A 14,041-nucleotide genomic window follows, 5' to 3' on the forward strand; every position below is an offset into this window, starting at 1 on the left:
GTCGTTATAATTTTTCGCTATCCCATGCCGGCGCCCGCCGGCCATGCCTCTCGCCACGCGCCATCCGCGCGGCCGCGCGAGGCCGCGACCGTGCTCCTTGCCCACTTGCGCCTATCGGCGCGGGCCCGGCCCGGTCCCGACGTCGCGCACGCAGCCCGCGTCGCGCGATGCATACTGGCGCGAGGCGTCGCCGGCTGACGGACGCATGCTTTGCGTCCTCCGCCAACCGCGCGCCCCGCCCCAGGCTTCGAGCCTGAACAAAGACGCCCGCGTCGCCTCATGACAAGCGTGAAATCGCGAAACCGAGGCGCCAGCGCGCATCACAACGACTGGAGACCCCTGGATGTCCACCTCCCCCATTTCGCCCGCGCGCGCCGATGAGACGCAAGCGGGCAAGCAGCAAAGCACCGCGCGCGTGATCTTCGCGAGCTTCATCGGCACCGCGATCGAGTTCTACGACTTCTACGTGTACGCAACGGCCGCCGCGCTCGTGATCGGCCCCGTGTTCTTCCCGCATGGCTCGGCCACGGCGCAGGCGCTCTCGGCGTTCGTCACGTTCGGCATTGCGTTCGTCGCGCGCCCGATCGGCTCGTTCATCTTTGGCCATTTCGGCGACCGTATCGGCCGTAAATCGACGCTGGTGGCGTCGCTCCTCGTGATGGGCGTGTCCACCACGCTGATCGGCTTCCTGCCCGGCTATGACGCGATTGGCAGCCTTGCGCCGATCTTGCTGTGCATCCTGCGCTTCGGCCAGGGCATCGGCCTTGGCGGCGAATGGGGCGGCGCGGCGCTGCTCGCGACCGAGTACGCGCCGCAAGGCAAGCGCGGCTGGTTCGGCATGTTCCCGCAGCTCGGGCCGTCGGTCGGCTTCCTCGCCTCGAACGGTCTGTTCTTCGGGCTCGCCTCCACGCTCTCCGACCAGCAGTTCCGCGACTGGGGCTGGCGCGTGCCGTTCATCGTCTCGGCGGTGCTCGTCGCGCTCGGCCTCTACGTGCGCCTGAAGATCGCCGAAACGCCCGCCTTCAAGGCCGCTGTCGAGCGCGAGGAGCGCGTCAAGGTGCCGGTCGCCACGCTGCTCTCGAAGCACTGGGTGCCCACGCTGCTCGGCGCGCTCGCCATGGTCGTGTGCTACACGCTCTTTTACAACGCCACGGTGTTCTCGCTCTCGCACGGCGTGACGGCGCTGCATATCCCGCGCCCGACCTTCCTCGGCATGCTGTGCATTGCGGTGGTGTTCATGGGCATCGCCACGCCGATCTCGGCCTGGTTGTCCGACCGCTTCGGCCGCAAGCCGGTGCTGATCGTCGGCTGCATTCTGGCGATTCTCTCGGGCTTCACAATGCAACCGCTGCTCGGCAGCGGCGCGACGCCGCTCGTGCTGCTCTTCCTCGTGATCCAGTTGTTCCTGATGGGCGCCACCTTCGCGCCGATGGGCGCGCTGCTGCCCGAGCTGTTCCCCACCAGCGTGCGCTACACGGGCGCGGGCGTGGCGTACAACCTGGGCGGCATTCTCGGCGCTTCGGTCGCGCCGTATATCGCGCAGGTGCTGGCCGCGCGAGGCGGTCTGTCGTGGGTCGGCGCGTATGTGTCGATCGCGGCCTGCGTGAGCCTGTTCGGTGTCCTGTGCATGCGCGAAACGCGCCACACCTCGCTGAGCTGAGTTCGCCCGACGCATTCCCCGCAACAGCAAAAAAGCGGCATCCGCCTGGCGGATGCCGCTTTTTTTCATGCGCGCTTTTTTGATTGCTTCAGGCATGCGCGATGCGTGCCTATACTCGAATCAACAGGCGGGGAGTGACCTCCCGGGGGAGCCGAAGATGAACCTGCATCTGAGCAACGCCGACCTTGTTCTGATCATCGCCCTCGCCCTGGGCATTTCGCTCCTGCTGGCGTTTCGCCTGCGCACCGCAAGCTGGCGTGCCGTGCTGCTCGAAGCACTGGCGGCGAACGCGGCGGCCATCGCCGCGGTCGTCGCGATCGAAATGCTGCTTGCCTGAATCGGCAGATCGCCGGATGGCGGTCGAGCCGCCCGCTCGCGCGACACTCACGCGAGGGACGCGCCATTCGTCAGGGAAGCATCTCGCGGTTCCCGGCCATCAACGATAGTAATAGCCGTGGTGATATCCGCCGCCGTAGTAGCCGCCGGCCGGCACCACGACGCAGCCGCCCAGCGAGGCCGCAAGCAAGGCGCCGGCGATGAGGGTAAGCGTCAGTCGTTTCACGTTGTTCTCCCTTCAAGTCAATGTCTGTGTCCGGCCATTCGATGTCGGGCTGGACGGTTTCGATTGAACACGACGGCGAACCGTTGAGGCGTTGCAATTTGTAAGCAGCGGTGTGCCCCGTGTAACACGCCGCGCGAAACACGCGCTCCGGCGCGCTTTCTACGCCGCATGCGCCAGGCAACGGCGACACTTTTAACAACCGTGTAATGCGCGGGCGCCGGCCGCAGTGGCAAAGAGGTGCGCGAGGTGCATCGCTATAATCGGGGTTTTGCGGCTCAAAAGAGGCCATGCGCTTGATGAACCCGAACCTCTCTTCGCTCGTCGTGCGGCGTGCTCGACGCCTCTGGCGGCAATACGGCGTGTTCTGGCTCGGCGCGATCGCCGTCGGCGTCGTGGCCGTGTTCTACGCGAAGCTGATCGACTGGGGCTACGAAGCGTTCCTGCACGTGCAAAAGCAGCACGTCTGGCTGCCGCTCATCATCACGCCCGCCGTAGCCGCCGTTGCGGTATGGCTCACGCGCACGTTCTTTCGCGGCGCGGAAGGCAGCGGCATTCCACAGGTCATCGCCACGCTGCACGCCAAACCCGGCGAATCGGGCGAGCGCCTGCTCACGCTGCGTCTGCTCGTGGGCAAGATCGCCGTGTCGTTCCTCGCCATACTCGGCGGCTTCACCATCGGCCGCGAAGGTCCGACCGTGCAGGTGGGCGCCGCGCTGATGTTCAACATGCGCCGCCTCTATCCACGCTCGAACGCGCTCATCGAGCACAAGCTCGTGCTCGCGGGCGCCGCTGCCGGTTTGTCCGCCGCGTTCAACACGCCGCTCGCCGGCATCGTGTTCGCCATCGAAGAACTCACGCGCACCTTCGAGGCGCGCGCAAGCGGCGTGGTGATCACGGCAATCATCATCGCGGGCGTGATCGCGCTCGGGATCAACGGCAACTACACGTATTTCGGCACGATCGAGGTAGGCGCGCACTTCCCCGACCTGCTCGCGGCGGCCGTGGTGCTCACAGCGATCGTCACCGGCATCGCGGGCGGCGTGTTCGGCTGGCTGCTCATCAACACCGCGCGCTGGATTCCCGCGCCGCTGCGCAAGCTGCACGCCGAGCGGCCTGTCGCGTTCGCCGCACTCTGCGGCTTCGCAATCGCGCTCATCGGCCTCGTATCGGGCGGCACGACCTTCGGCAGCGGCTATGCCGAGGCGCGCGGGCTGCTCGACGGGCGCGAGCACCTCTCGCTTGCGTATCCGTTCCTGAAGATGGCGTCGATGGTCGGGTCTTACCTGCCCGGCATTCCGGGCGGCATCTTCGCGCCTTCGCTGTCGATCGGCGCGGGCTTCGGCAATCTGCTGCACGAGGTGTTCGGCAGCATGCAGTTGCCGATGCTCATTGCGCTCGCGATGGTCGGCTATCTCGCGGCGGTCACGCAATCGCCCATCACGTCGTTCGTGATCGTGATGGAGATGATCAACGGCCACGCGCTCGTGATCTCGCTGATGGCGACGGCGCTCCTTTCGAGCCGCATTTCGCGCCTCTTCGCACCGCCGCTGTATGAAACGTTGTCGCTGCGCTATCTCGCGCCGGCGCCCGCGAGCGTTGCGCCCGCGACGCCCGAAACCGGCGCCGACGACGTGCCCGCGGCGCTCGAACACAACGCGCCCGACGGCGCGGCAGCGGACGAATCGCGCCGCTGACGCGCGCCGGGCGCAGGCACGCACGCGCTCGCGTCAGTAGATGACGACGGGCGCGGGCCGGTAATACATGGGCCGCGCGGGCACGACGATGCAACCGCCCAGGATGATCGCGAGTGCCGCGACCGCCAGCAGTTTCCTGCTCATGATGTTCTCCTCGATGGCGCTTCGAACACGTTCGTTGGCGCGCGCATCAAGCGGCCCAGTGGCCTTCGACCCAGTGCCAGTTCGGGCCGTGAGCGATCCAGTGGCCGGCCACCCAGTGGTAGCCCACGCGTTCGGCCTGCCAGTGGCCCGCGGCCCACACGTACTGGCCGTGATCCCAGCGCCAGTGGCCCTTGTCCCACACGTAGCCCACGCGCGGCGCGGGCACGACTTCCACGCGCTCGACCGGGGGCGCCGCGCTCGGCTCGACGACGATGATCTCAGCGAACGCGGGCGCCGCGACCGCGCACGTACCGGCAGCAACGATGGCGGCCCTGGCGATGAGAAGGCGAATGGAGTTGTTCATGTTGATCACCCTTGATGTTGGACGCCTGGATTGGCGTTACCGGATCAATGCGCAAGCCCGCCGTTGCGCTGACAGCGGCGGTGTAACGGCCAAGGGTGAAGTGAAACGGAATATTTCGGTAAGGCGACGGCCACGGCAAGGCGCGGCGCTTATGGCGAGAAAACGCAGGGAAGCGAGGAAAAAAACGCACAGGGAAACAGCGTCTCGCGCGAGCCGCGAGACGGCGCGCGCGACACCCTGGCCGCGCGCGTTGACACTCAGGCCTGCGGAATCTCGATCTTGACCTCGAGCACTTCGAGATCATCCTGACGTTCGAGGCTCACGCGAATATCTTCGTCGGAAATCTTCACGTATTTCGAGATAACCGCGACGAGTTCGCGTTGCAGGGCCGGCAGATAGTCTGCGGGCGGATGGCCGCCTGCTCGCTCGTGAGCAATGATGAGCTGCAGGCGTTCCTTCGCTACCGAGGCGGACTTCTTCTTCTCGCCGAGAAAGAACGAAAGAAACGACATGACGTACGCCTCCCTTACTTGCTACCGAAGAGGCGCTGGAGCAGGCCCGGCTTCTGGTAATCGGTGAATCGAAGCGTCTTGTCTTCGCCGAGAAAGCGCGAGACCACGTCCTTGTACGACTCGGCAACATCGGTGCCGTCGAGATGGACCGCGGGCAGGCCCTGGTTCGATGCGTGCAGCACCGCTTCCGATTCCGGAATCACGCCGATCAGCTCGATGCGCAAGATTTCCGAGATATCCGACAGCGAGAGCATTTCGCCTTCGCTCACGCGCTTGGGGTTGTAGCGCGTAATGAGCAGGTGCTCCTTGATCGGATCCTTGCCTTCGATCGCACGCTTGGTCTTGGACGACAGCATGCCGAGAATGCGGTCCGAGTCGCGCACCGAAGACACTTCCGGGTTCGTCACGATGAGCGCTTCGTCGGCGAAGTGCATCGCGAGCAGCGCGCCCGACTCGATGCCCGCGGGCGAGTCGCACACGATGTACTCGAAGTCCATCTTGCGCAGATCCTCGATCACCTTCTCCACGCCTTCCTTCGTGAGCGCGTCTTTATCGCGCGTTTGCGAAGCGGGCAGGATGAAGAGGTTCTCGCACTTCTTGTCCTTGATAAGCGCCTGATTGAGGTTCGCCTCGCCCTGGATCACGTTGATCAGGTCGTACACGACGCGGCGCTCGCAACCCATGATGAGGTCGAGATTGCGCAGGCCCACGTCGAAGTCGATGACCGCGGTCTTGTGGCCGCGCAACGCGAGGCCCGATGCGAAACTCGCGCTCGTGGTCGTCTTGCCGACACCACCCTTGCCCGAAGTCACCACAATGATTTTTGCCATTCCCTTACCTTGCGTTCGTCAGTTTCTCAGTTTGGTCTCATCGCGCGCTGCTCTGGCACTCACGCATTGCATGGGCGCCGCTCCGACGCCCGGGCAGCGACTCAGGTGAGCCTCAACGGTTCGATCAACAGCTTTTCTTCCTCGAGCCGGATTTGCGCCGGCTTGCCCCGCACGTCCTCGGCGAGTGGCACTTCAGTCGTACGGTAGATGCCCGCAATCGAAATCAGTTCCGCCTCGAGGCTCGTGCAGAAAATGCGTGCATCGTGGTTGCCGTGCACGCCCGCGAGCGCACGGCCGCGCAACGGCGCGTAAATGTGGATGTTGCCCTCGGCGATCACTTCCGCGCCGTTGGAAACGAGGCCGAGCACGACCACGTCGCCCTTCGCGTAGATGCGCTGGCCCGAGCGCAGCGGACGGTCGACCACGAGCGTGGGTTCCGTGCGCGCGCCGCGCGACTCGGCCGCTTCCAGCGTCGCCGTGATTTCGGCGGTGGCAGCGGCGTCGGTATCGGTGGAAAAGAGTTCGGGCTGCGCGGCGGCCTGCGGTGCAGCCGGCTCGGCTGCCGGCGCGTTCGCGGCACTGTGTGGCTCGCTCACGGCCGCCGTTTCGTCCGCGGACGACTTCGCGTTTGCGCCGCGGCGGTCGCGCGCTTCGAGAAACGGCAGGCCCGCCGCTGCGGCCCAGCCATGCTGCGCGGGCTGCGCGACCACGCCCACGGGGCGCATGCGCACGCTTTCCAGCAGGCGCGCGATCTCGCCCAAGGCCACCTGCTCGCCGTCGGCGAGACGCCGCAGGTCGATCGCGACGGTGTCGTTAGCGAAGAATTCGGGCGTCGCCTCGAAGCGCCGCGTGAGCTCGGCGCGCATGGCATCGAGCTCGGTTGTCTTGACCACGAACAGAAGCGTATCGACTGAACCGCTCTTCAGTTCAAAGTATGGCGATTTCCTGGGCGACATGGCGTTCGGCTAAAAATTTTGCGTATTTTACAGGCGTCGACGCGCACGGCCATCATTTTTAACGGTGCATTCCGCCAGAATTGCGCAAACAAAAATGCATGAAAAAAGGCGCGCAACGCGCGGCGCCTTCAAATGAAGCAAAACCGCGCACAACGACGCCGTGCGCAAGCGCACATCGTTTCGATTGGGCACTGCATGGGACACCGCTCGTGGCGAGCGATGAAGGACGGCGCCGCACGCGCAGGCGCGCGGCCCTCTTTCACGCGGAGGTCGCGGACTTCGTGGGCTCGCCGAGGCTGCGCATGAGCAGCGTTTCCCACTGCTCGGGCTGCTGCTGGCTGCGCGCGTGATCGCCGGTGGCCACGAAGCCGAGGCGCTCATAGAAGCGCATGGCCGTGGTGTTCGTGTCGGTGATCCACGCGTAGGCCTGCGTGGCGCCCTCGCTCACGAGCCAGTCGATCGCGCTGTTGAGCAGCAGCTCGCCGCCGCTCAGATGACGCACGGCGGGCGCGACCCACAGCGCCGAGACGAACGCGCGCCGCGCCGGCGCGTTTTCGAAGCTCGCGCCGATCAGGCCGGCCGGATGGCCCTCGGTATAGAGAATGAACGACGTACCGGTGTGCGAGACCGCATGCCGGGCCGCCGCTGCGTCGAAGACAGCGGCATCGGCGGATAGCGCGTCTTCGAGCGTGTCGCCGAATGCATAAGGCGCGTCGCGCAGCGAAGCTGTTCGAAGCTCGCGGAGCACGGCACCCTGATCGGCGGCGATACGGCGAACGGTCAGTGACGGACTCATGCAGTCGTAAACCCCAATAAAGCGCTAACGCGTAGCTTTAACCGAACTGGCTTGAGAGTCAAATCCTTATTTGACAAAAACGCGCGCGCGACGCCGCGCGCAACAGCCTTGACAGACGGCCCGGGAACCCGCACAACCGCGCTCACGGGGCCTCGTAGGCGCCCGTGCCGTCCGGCCAGGGGGTCAGCAGTTCGTAGCCCTCGTCAGTCACGGCAACCATGTGTTCCCACTGCGCGGAAAGCGAACGGTCCTTGGTGACCACCGTCCAGCCGTCGCGCTGCACCGTGGTACCCGCGCGGCCCGCGTTGACCATCGGCTCGATCGTAAACACCATGCCCGGCTTCAGGCGCGCGCCCTGCCCCGGCTGGCCGTAGTGCAGCACCTGCGGTTCCTCGTGATACACCTTGCCGATGCCGTGGCCGCAATACTCGCGCACGATCGAGAAACCATCGGCCTGGGCACGCTTCTGGATGGCGTGCCCCACGTCGCCGAGCGTCGCGCCCGGCTTCACCTCGCGAATGCCGGCCAGCATCGCCTCGTAGGTCGTGTCGATCAACTGACGGCCCACCGTGCTCGGCGTGCCGACGCAGTACATGCGGCTGGTGTCGCCGAAATAGCCGTCCTTGATGACGGCCACGTCGATATTGATGATGTCGCCGTCCTTGAGCACCTCGTTGCGGTTCGGAATGCCGTGGCAGACCACCGAGTTGACCGAGGTGCAGATCGTCTTCGGAAAGCCGAGGTAGCCAACATTGGCCGGCACGGCCTTGAGCGTGTTGACGATGAAATCGTTGCAGATGGCGTCGAGGTCGTCGGTGGAGACGCCAGGCTTCACGTGCTCGCCGATCATCGCGAGCACGTCGGCGGCGAGCCGGCCCGAAATGCGCAGGCGGGCGAGATCGTCGGCAGACTTGTAGGTGATAGGCATCGGTGGACCGAGGTGGGCGCGGCGGCGCGCGAGAGCGCTTCGCCGCAAATTCAAAGGTGCGATTGTACCGGCTGTGCCGCCTTGTACCAGCGCCGTGGCTTTGGCGGCGCGGCAGTCCTCCGCCGCTGCGCGCGGAATTTTCAGATATCTCCGATTGTTCGAGCACAAGCCGCCGTCAAGAATGGGAAATATCTTACATCGCAAGCTGCCAATCCGATCATGACCTCAAGTAATCCCTCCGCCGCCGCAACGAATGCGGCGCTCAACCTCCTGATTGCGCTACCCACGTACGACAACTCGGTGCACTTCGACTTCGCCATGGCGCTCGCGCGGCTGATGGAAACGCTCAAGGAGCGCGGCATCCGCTACGAGTACATTCATACGGCCTCGTCGCACATCATTCGCGCGCGCAATTTTTTCGCGAATTATTTCTTGAGCCATCCCGAGTTCACCCATCTCCTCTTTCTCGACACGGACATGGACTTCTCGCGCGAAGCCATCGAGCGCCTCATCGCCGGCGACAAGCCCGTGGCGGGCGTCGCCTGCCCGTACCGCTATTTCGACCGGGAAAAGCAGATCACGAGCGCCGACGTGGGGCTCACGCTGCGCGAATGGCAGGAGAAAACGGTGGACTACAACACGGCGATTCTGGCCAATGAAGCGGGCGGCAGCATCGTATCCGGCGGTTGGGCGGAAGTGAGCCACATCGGCACGGGCATTTTCCTCGTGCGCCGCGACGCGCTGGAGGCCATCCTGCCGCACACCGAGCTCTACCGCCCGCCGGCCCAGTACGCAGGCTATCTGCCGGACGGCAAGTTCTACGCGTTCTTCGACACGGTCGGTGAAAAGGGCGTGTATCTGTCGGAGGATCTGTCGTTCTGCCGGCGCGTGCGCGCGGCGGGCAAGTCGGTGTGGGCGCTCGTCGACGAGAAGATCGTGCATCACGGCGGATCGTCGATCTCGGGCACGTACCTGCGCGCGCTGGAAATGCGCGGACACATGCGCAAGTGAGGGCAAGTGAACGTGCGCTGCGGCATGCGAGCCGTGCCGGAGCGCCGAAAAGCAAAAACCCCCGCAGCGGTTAAGCATGCGGGGGTTTTCTGAATTTGGCGGAGAGGGTGGGATTCGAACCCACGGTACGGGGAAACCGTACGCCTGATTTCGAGTCAGGTACATTCGACCACTCTGCCACCTCTCCGGGCTACTGCATTTTTACTGCTTCTCCGGTCTTGGTCGGCGACCAGAGAAGCGAAGATTATAGAACATATTTTGCGTTACGCAAGCCCTTTTTTAAAAAATTTCGAGGGCAAGCGCATCACATGTTCCGCGCCGTGCAGCGCTGTTTCAGGCGCCCGCTTCGAGACGCGCCACGCCGCCCATGTACGGCCGCAGCACTTCCGGCACCGTGACCGAGCCGTCCGCTTCCTGGTAGTTCTCGAGCACGGCCACGAGCGTACGGCCCACCGCGAGACCCGAACCATTGAGCGTATGCACGAGCTCCGGCTTGCCTTGCGCGTTGCGATAGCGTGCCTGCATGCGGCGCGCCTGGAACGCTTCCGTATTCGAGCAGCTCGAAATTTCCCGGTAGGTGTTCTGCGCGGGCAGCCACACTTCGAGGTCGTACGTCTTGGTGGCCGAGAAGCCCATGTCGCCCGTGCACAGCGTGATGACGCGGTACGGCAGGCCGAGCTTCTGGAGGATGGTTTCCGCGTGGACGACCATCTGCTCCAGCGCGTCATACGACGTTTCCGGGGCAACGATCTGCACCATTTCGACCTTGTCGAACTGGTGCTGACGGATCATGCCGCGCGTGTCGCGGCCGTACGAGCCGGCCTCCGAGCGGAAGCACGGGGAATGCGCCGTGAGCTTGATCGGCAGCGCGCTGCCTTCCACGATGCTCTCGCGCACCGTGTTCGTGAGCGAGATTTCCGAGGTCGAAATCAGGTACTGCGTAACCGTGTTCTCGCCGCCGCCCTTCTCCACGCGGAACATGTCGTCGGCGAACTTGGGCAACTGGCCCGTGCCGTAGAGGATTTCCGGGTTGACGATGTAGGGCGTGTAGGTTTCCGTGTAGCCGTGCTCGAGCGTATGCGTGTTGATCATGAACTGCGCGAGCGCACGGTGCAGGCGCGCGATCTGGCCGCGCAGCATCGTGAAGCGCGCGCCCGACAGCTTCGCGCCCGTCTCGAAGTCCAGACCGAGTGGCGTGCCGACGTCCACGTGGTCCTTCACCTCGAAGTCGAACGCGCGCGGCGTGCCCCAGCGGCGCACTTCGACGTTGTCGCTTTCGTCCTTGCCGGCCGGCACGCTTTCGTGCGGCAGGTTCGGCACGCCGAGCAGCAGGTCGGAGAGCTTCGACTGGATTTCGTCGAGCTTGGCGGCCGACGTCTTCATCTCGTCGCCGATACCGCCCACTTCGGCCATGACCGCCGAGGTGTCCTCACCGCGGCCTTTCATCGCGCCGATCTGCTTCGACAGGCTGTTGCGGCGCGCCTGGAGCTCTTCGGTGCGGGTCTGGATGGCGCGGCGTTCCGCTTCGAGCGCGGAAAAAGCCGCGACGTCGAGGGTATAGCCGCGGTCGGCGAGGCGCTTCGCGACGCCGTCGAGGTCTTTGCGCAGCAGCTGGATGTCGAGCATGGGATTGTGAGACGCAGTTTCGTTGTGTGAAGGGACGATTTTAGCGCACCGGCCGGGGCATCCCGGCGTGACGGGCGTCACCGTGATTTACGTCGATTCAGCCCTTGCGCTTTCTCTCGCGGATTTCTTCCCGGTGGTCTTCGCGCCACCGCGCGTCGAGGTCGGCCAGACGCGCGAGCTTTTCGCCGATCTTGCCTTCGAGTCCGCGCGGCGTGGGCTGATACCAGCGCGGCTCGCGCATGCCGTCGGGCAAATACGTTTCGCCGGCCGCATACGCGTCGGGTTCGTCGTGCGCGTAGCGGTATTCGTGGCCGTAGCCCAGTTCCTTCATGAGCTTCGTGGGCGCGTTGCGCAGATGGATGGGCACCGCGCGCGACTGGTCCTTGCTCACGAAGCGCCGCGCCTCGTTATAGGCGTTGTAGCCCGCGTTCGATTTGGGGGCCACGGCGAGATAGATGACGGCCTGCGCGAGCGCGAGTTCGCCTTCGGGCGACCCCAGGCGCTCGTAGGTCTCGGCGGCGTCGAGCGTGATGCGCCCGGCGCGCGGGTCGGCCAGACCGATGTCCTCCCACGCCATGCGCACGATGCGCCGCGCGAGATAACGCGGGTCGGCGCCGCCGTCGAGCATGCGGCAGAACCAATAGAGCGCGCCGTCCGGGTTGCTGCCGCGCACCGACTTGTGCAGCGCGCTGATCTGGTCGTAGAACGCGTCGCCGCCCTTGTCGAAGCGCCGCAGGTTTTCGGCGAGCGCGCTGCCGAGCAGTTCGCCGTCGATCTCGGTCTTCTTCTGCTGTGCGGCCGCGCGCGCGACGATTTCGAGGTTGTTCAGGAGCTTGCGGCCGTCGCCGTCGGCGGAACCGATCAGCGCCTTCTTCGCTTCGTCCGTGAACGTGAGGCCGCCCAGTTCCGCGCTCGCGCGGGCCAGCAGTTCGCCCTGCTCCTCCTCGTCGAGGCTCTTGAGCACGTACACCGCCGCGCGCGAGAGCAATGCGCTGTTCACCTCGAACGACGGATTCTCCGTGGTCGCGCCGATGAACACGAAGAGGCCCGACTCCACGTGCGGCAGGAAGGCGTCCTGCTGGCTCTTGTTGAAGCGATGGACTTCGTCGACGAACACGAGCGTCTGGTGCCCGCGCGCGCGATGCAGTTGCGCCTGCTCCACGGCCTCGCGGATATCCTTCACGCCCGAGAGCACCGCCGAGAGCGCGATGAATTCGGCGTGGAAGGCGTCGGCCATGAGGCGCGCGAGCGTGGTCTTGCCCACGCCCGGCGGGCCCCAGAGAATCATCGAATGCGCTTCGCCCGACTCGAACGCGACGCGCAGCGGCTTGTTGGGCCCGAGCAGATGCTTCTGGCCGATGACCTCGTCGATGGAGCGCGGGCGCAGCCGTTCGGCGAGGGGGACGTTGGCACGGGTTTCTTCAAACATGACGTTTTCGCGATAATGACGGCTTTCCGGCAGGCCAAGCGCTTGCGGCGAATTCGGGGACACAGTCCCGTCGCCGCAAAGCGGCCTGCCGCACCGGATGCAGTCGTGCATTATGACAGCGTGCGCCGCGGCGCGAGACGCGGGCTCCATCGCTCAGGCTGACGGAACCGGATAAAACAGACAAAACCCAGGGAAGCGTTCCACATGACTCAAGATTCGCACGCCGGCGACGCCGGCTCCACTTACGCACCGAACGTGCCTGTGCCCGACGCGCGCCGCCAGTTCCGCACCGGCGACGCCTTCGCGCTGTGGTTCTCGCTCGGCATCGGCCTGCTGGTCGCGCAGGCGGGCGCGCTGCTCGTGCCCGGCCTCTCGCTGCCGCACGCGCTCACGGCCATCGCGATCGGCAGCGTGATCGGCGTCGTGCTGCTCGCGCTCGCGGGCGTGATCGGCACGGACACGGGACTCGCGGCCATGTCGTCGCTGCGCCCCACGCTCGGCATTCGCGGCGCGTCGGTTCCGGCCGTCATCAACATGGTGCAGCTCGTGGGCTGGGGCTCGTTCGAGATCATCGTGATGCGCGACTCCGCCGACGCGCTCGCCAAACAAGCCCTCAATCTGTCGATGCCGCTCGTCTGGACCGTGATCTTCGGCCTTCTGGCGACACTGCTTGCCATCAGCGGCCCGCTCTCGTTCGTGCGGCGCTTCCTGCGCACGTGGGGCATCTGGCTGCTGCTCGCGGGCGCGGCCTGGCTCACGTGGAGCCTGCTCGTGAAGCACGATCTTGGCGCGCTGATGCGCCGCCCCGGCACGGGCGAAATGCCGTTTGGCAGCGCCATCGACCTCGTGGTGGCCATGCCGCTCTCGTGGCTGCCGCTCATCGCCGACTACACGCGCTTCGGCCGCAAAGCGGGCGAAACCTTCCGCGGCACGCTGTTCGGCTACGGTATCGCGAACCTGTGGTTCTATGCGCTCGGCGCGATTTACGGCCTCGCGGCAGGCGGCGGCGACGCGCTGCTCACCACGGCGCTCGCCCAGGCCGGCGGCGGCCTCGCGCTGCTGCTCGTGCTGATCGACGAAATCGACAACGCCTTCGCCGATATCCACTCGGCCGCCGTTTCGACCGGCACGTTCTGGACGCGTGCGAGCGTCCCCTGGCTCTCGGCCGCGTTCGGCGCGCTGTGCACGCTGATCGGTCTGATCGTGCCGATGGCGAAGTACGAGAACTTCCTGCTTTTCATCGGCTCGGTGTTCGCGCCGCTCTTCGGCGTCGTGCTCGCCGATCACTTCATCGTGCGCCGCCGCCGCATCGACGCGCAGGCGCTGGCCGATCTGAACGGCGCGTATGGCTATTCGGGCGGCTGGCACGTGAGCGCGTTCATCGCATGGGCGCTCGGCATCGGCGCGTATCATGCGCTCAACCAGTGGCTGCCGAATCTCGGCGCGACGCTGCCCGCGCTCGTGGTCGGCGCGCTGTGCTATCTCGTGCTCACGGGTCGTCGGCGCGCGGCTTACGCCTGAGGCGCCGG

14 protein-coding genes and 1 tRNA gene are annotated in these 14,041 nt (G+C 65.6%); 5 read left to right on the forward strand and 10 right to left on the reverse strand.

The window, feature by feature from the left end; genetic code table 11:
- Positions 1 to 343: 343 nt before the first annotated feature.
- Both C7402_RS15340 and C7402_RS15345 read left to right on the forward strand, forming a co-directional pair.
- Positions 344 to 1,660 carry an MFS transporter gene (locus C7402_RS15340; protein WP_112171399.1) on the forward strand — a complete coding sequence of 439 codons (1,317 nt, stop codon included), beginning with the start codon at positions 344 to 346 and terminating at the stop codon, positions 1,658 to 1,660.
- A 157-nt stretch (positions 1,661 to 1,817) separates the two neighbouring features.
- Positions 1,818 to 1,997 (forward strand): hypothetical protein, encoded by a 180-nt coding sequence (locus tag C7402_RS15345; protein WP_112171487.1) that lies wholly within the window; start codon positions 1,818 to 1,820, stop codon positions 1,995 to 1,997.
- Between the two features lie 99 nt (positions 1,998 to 2,096).
- On the opposite strand, the gene C7402_RS48005 is transcribed toward C7402_RS15345, so the two are convergent.
- Positions 2,097 to 2,222, reverse strand: coding sequence for a hypothetical protein (locus C7402_RS48005; protein WP_256094537.1), 126 nt, complete (start codon positions 2,220 to 2,222; stop codon positions 2,097 to 2,099).
- A 296-nt stretch (positions 2,223 to 2,518) separates the two neighbouring features.
- Here C7402_RS48005 and C7402_RS15350 point away from each other — a divergent pair, with 296 nt between their 5' ends.
- Positions 2,519 to 3,916: a chloride channel protein gene (locus C7402_RS15350; RefSeq protein ID WP_372460461.1), complete on the forward strand. Its 1,398-nt coding sequence runs from the start codon at positions 2,519 to 2,521 to the stop codon at positions 3,914 to 3,916.
- Between the two features lie 190 nt (positions 3,917 to 4,106).
- On the opposite strand, the gene C7402_RS15355 is transcribed toward C7402_RS15350, so the two are convergent.
- The 6 genes from C7402_RS15355 to map form a co-directional block, all read right to left on the reverse strand.
- Positions 4,107 to 4,424 carry a YXWGXW repeat-containing protein gene (locus C7402_RS15355; protein WP_112171488.1) on the reverse strand — a complete coding sequence of 106 codons (318 nt, stop codon included), beginning with the start codon at positions 4,422 to 4,424 and terminating at the stop codon, positions 4,107 to 4,109.
- A gap of 257 nt (positions 4,425 to 4,681) precedes the next feature.
- On the reverse strand, positions 4,682 to 4,936 hold the full coding sequence (gene minE / locus C7402_RS15360) for a cell division topological specificity factor MinE (RefSeq protein ID WP_027795398.1): 255 nt from the start codon (positions 4,934 to 4,936) through the stop codon (positions 4,682 to 4,684).
- A gap of 14 nt (positions 4,937 to 4,950) precedes the next feature.
- On the reverse strand, positions 4,951 to 5,766 hold the full coding sequence (gene minD / locus C7402_RS15365; protein WP_112171401.1) for a septum site-determining protein MinD: 816 nt from the start codon (positions 5,764 to 5,766) through the stop codon (positions 4,951 to 4,953).
- 101 nt (positions 5,767 to 5,867) lie between these two features.
- Positions 5,868 to 6,722, reverse strand: coding sequence for a septum site-determining protein MinC (gene minC / locus C7402_RS15370; protein WP_116611196.1), 855 nt, complete (start codon positions 6,720 to 6,722; stop codon positions 5,868 to 5,870).
- Between the two features lie 259 nt (positions 6,723 to 6,981).
- The gene (locus C7402_RS15375; protein ID WP_112171403.1) at positions 6,982 to 7,518 is read right to left on the reverse strand and encodes a GNAT family N-acetyltransferase; all 537 of its coding nucleotides are present in this window, start codon (positions 7,516 to 7,518) and stop codon (positions 6,982 to 6,984) included.
- Between the two features lie 142 nt (positions 7,519 to 7,660).
- Entirely contained in the window at positions 7,661 to 8,446 is a 786-nt protein-coding gene (gene map, locus C7402_RS15380) for a type I methionyl aminopeptidase (protein ID WP_116611197.1), read from the reverse strand.
- Positions 8,447 to 8,665: 219 nt separating this feature from the next.
- Here map and C7402_RS15385 point away from each other — a divergent pair, with 219 nt between their 5' ends.
- Positions 8,666 to 9,457, forward strand: coding sequence for a glycosyltransferase family 2 protein (locus tag C7402_RS15385; protein ID WP_116611198.1), 792 nt, complete (start codon positions 8,666 to 8,668; stop codon positions 9,455 to 9,457).
- Between the two features lie 96 nt (positions 9,458 to 9,553).
- Here the strand turns inward: C7402_RS15385 and C7402_RS15390 are convergent.
- The 3 genes from C7402_RS15390 to C7402_RS15400 all read right to left on the reverse strand — a co-directional run bounded on the left by C7402_RS15390 (position 9,554) and on the right by C7402_RS15400 (position 12,512).
- Positions 9,554 to 9,644, reverse strand: a tRNA-Ser gene (locus C7402_RS15390).
- Between the two features lie 146 nt (positions 9,645 to 9,790).
- Positions 9,791 to 11,083, reverse strand: coding sequence for a serine--tRNA ligase (gene serS / locus C7402_RS15395; RefSeq protein WP_112171406.1), 1,293 nt, complete (start codon positions 11,081 to 11,083; stop codon positions 9,791 to 9,793).
- A 97-nt stretch (positions 11,084 to 11,180) separates the two neighbouring features.
- Entirely contained in the window at positions 11,181 to 12,512 is a 1,332-nt protein-coding gene (locus C7402_RS15400) for a replication-associated recombination protein A (protein WP_112171489.1), read from the reverse strand.
- Positions 12,513 to 12,716: 204 nt separating this feature from the next.
- Here C7402_RS15400 and cytX point away from each other — a divergent pair, with 204 nt between their 5' ends.
- Entirely contained in the window at positions 12,717 to 14,033 is a 1,317-nt protein-coding gene (gene cytX, locus C7402_RS15405) for a putative hydroxymethylpyrimidine transporter CytX (RefSeq protein WP_116611199.1), read from the forward strand.
- Positions 14,034 to 14,041 lie beyond the last annotated feature (8 nt).

Origin of the sequence: Paraburkholderia unamae, from assembly GCF_003096875.1 — a bacterium.
GTDB lineage: Bacteria > Pseudomonadota > Gammaproteobacteria > Burkholderiales > Burkholderiaceae > Paraburkholderia > Paraburkholderia unamae.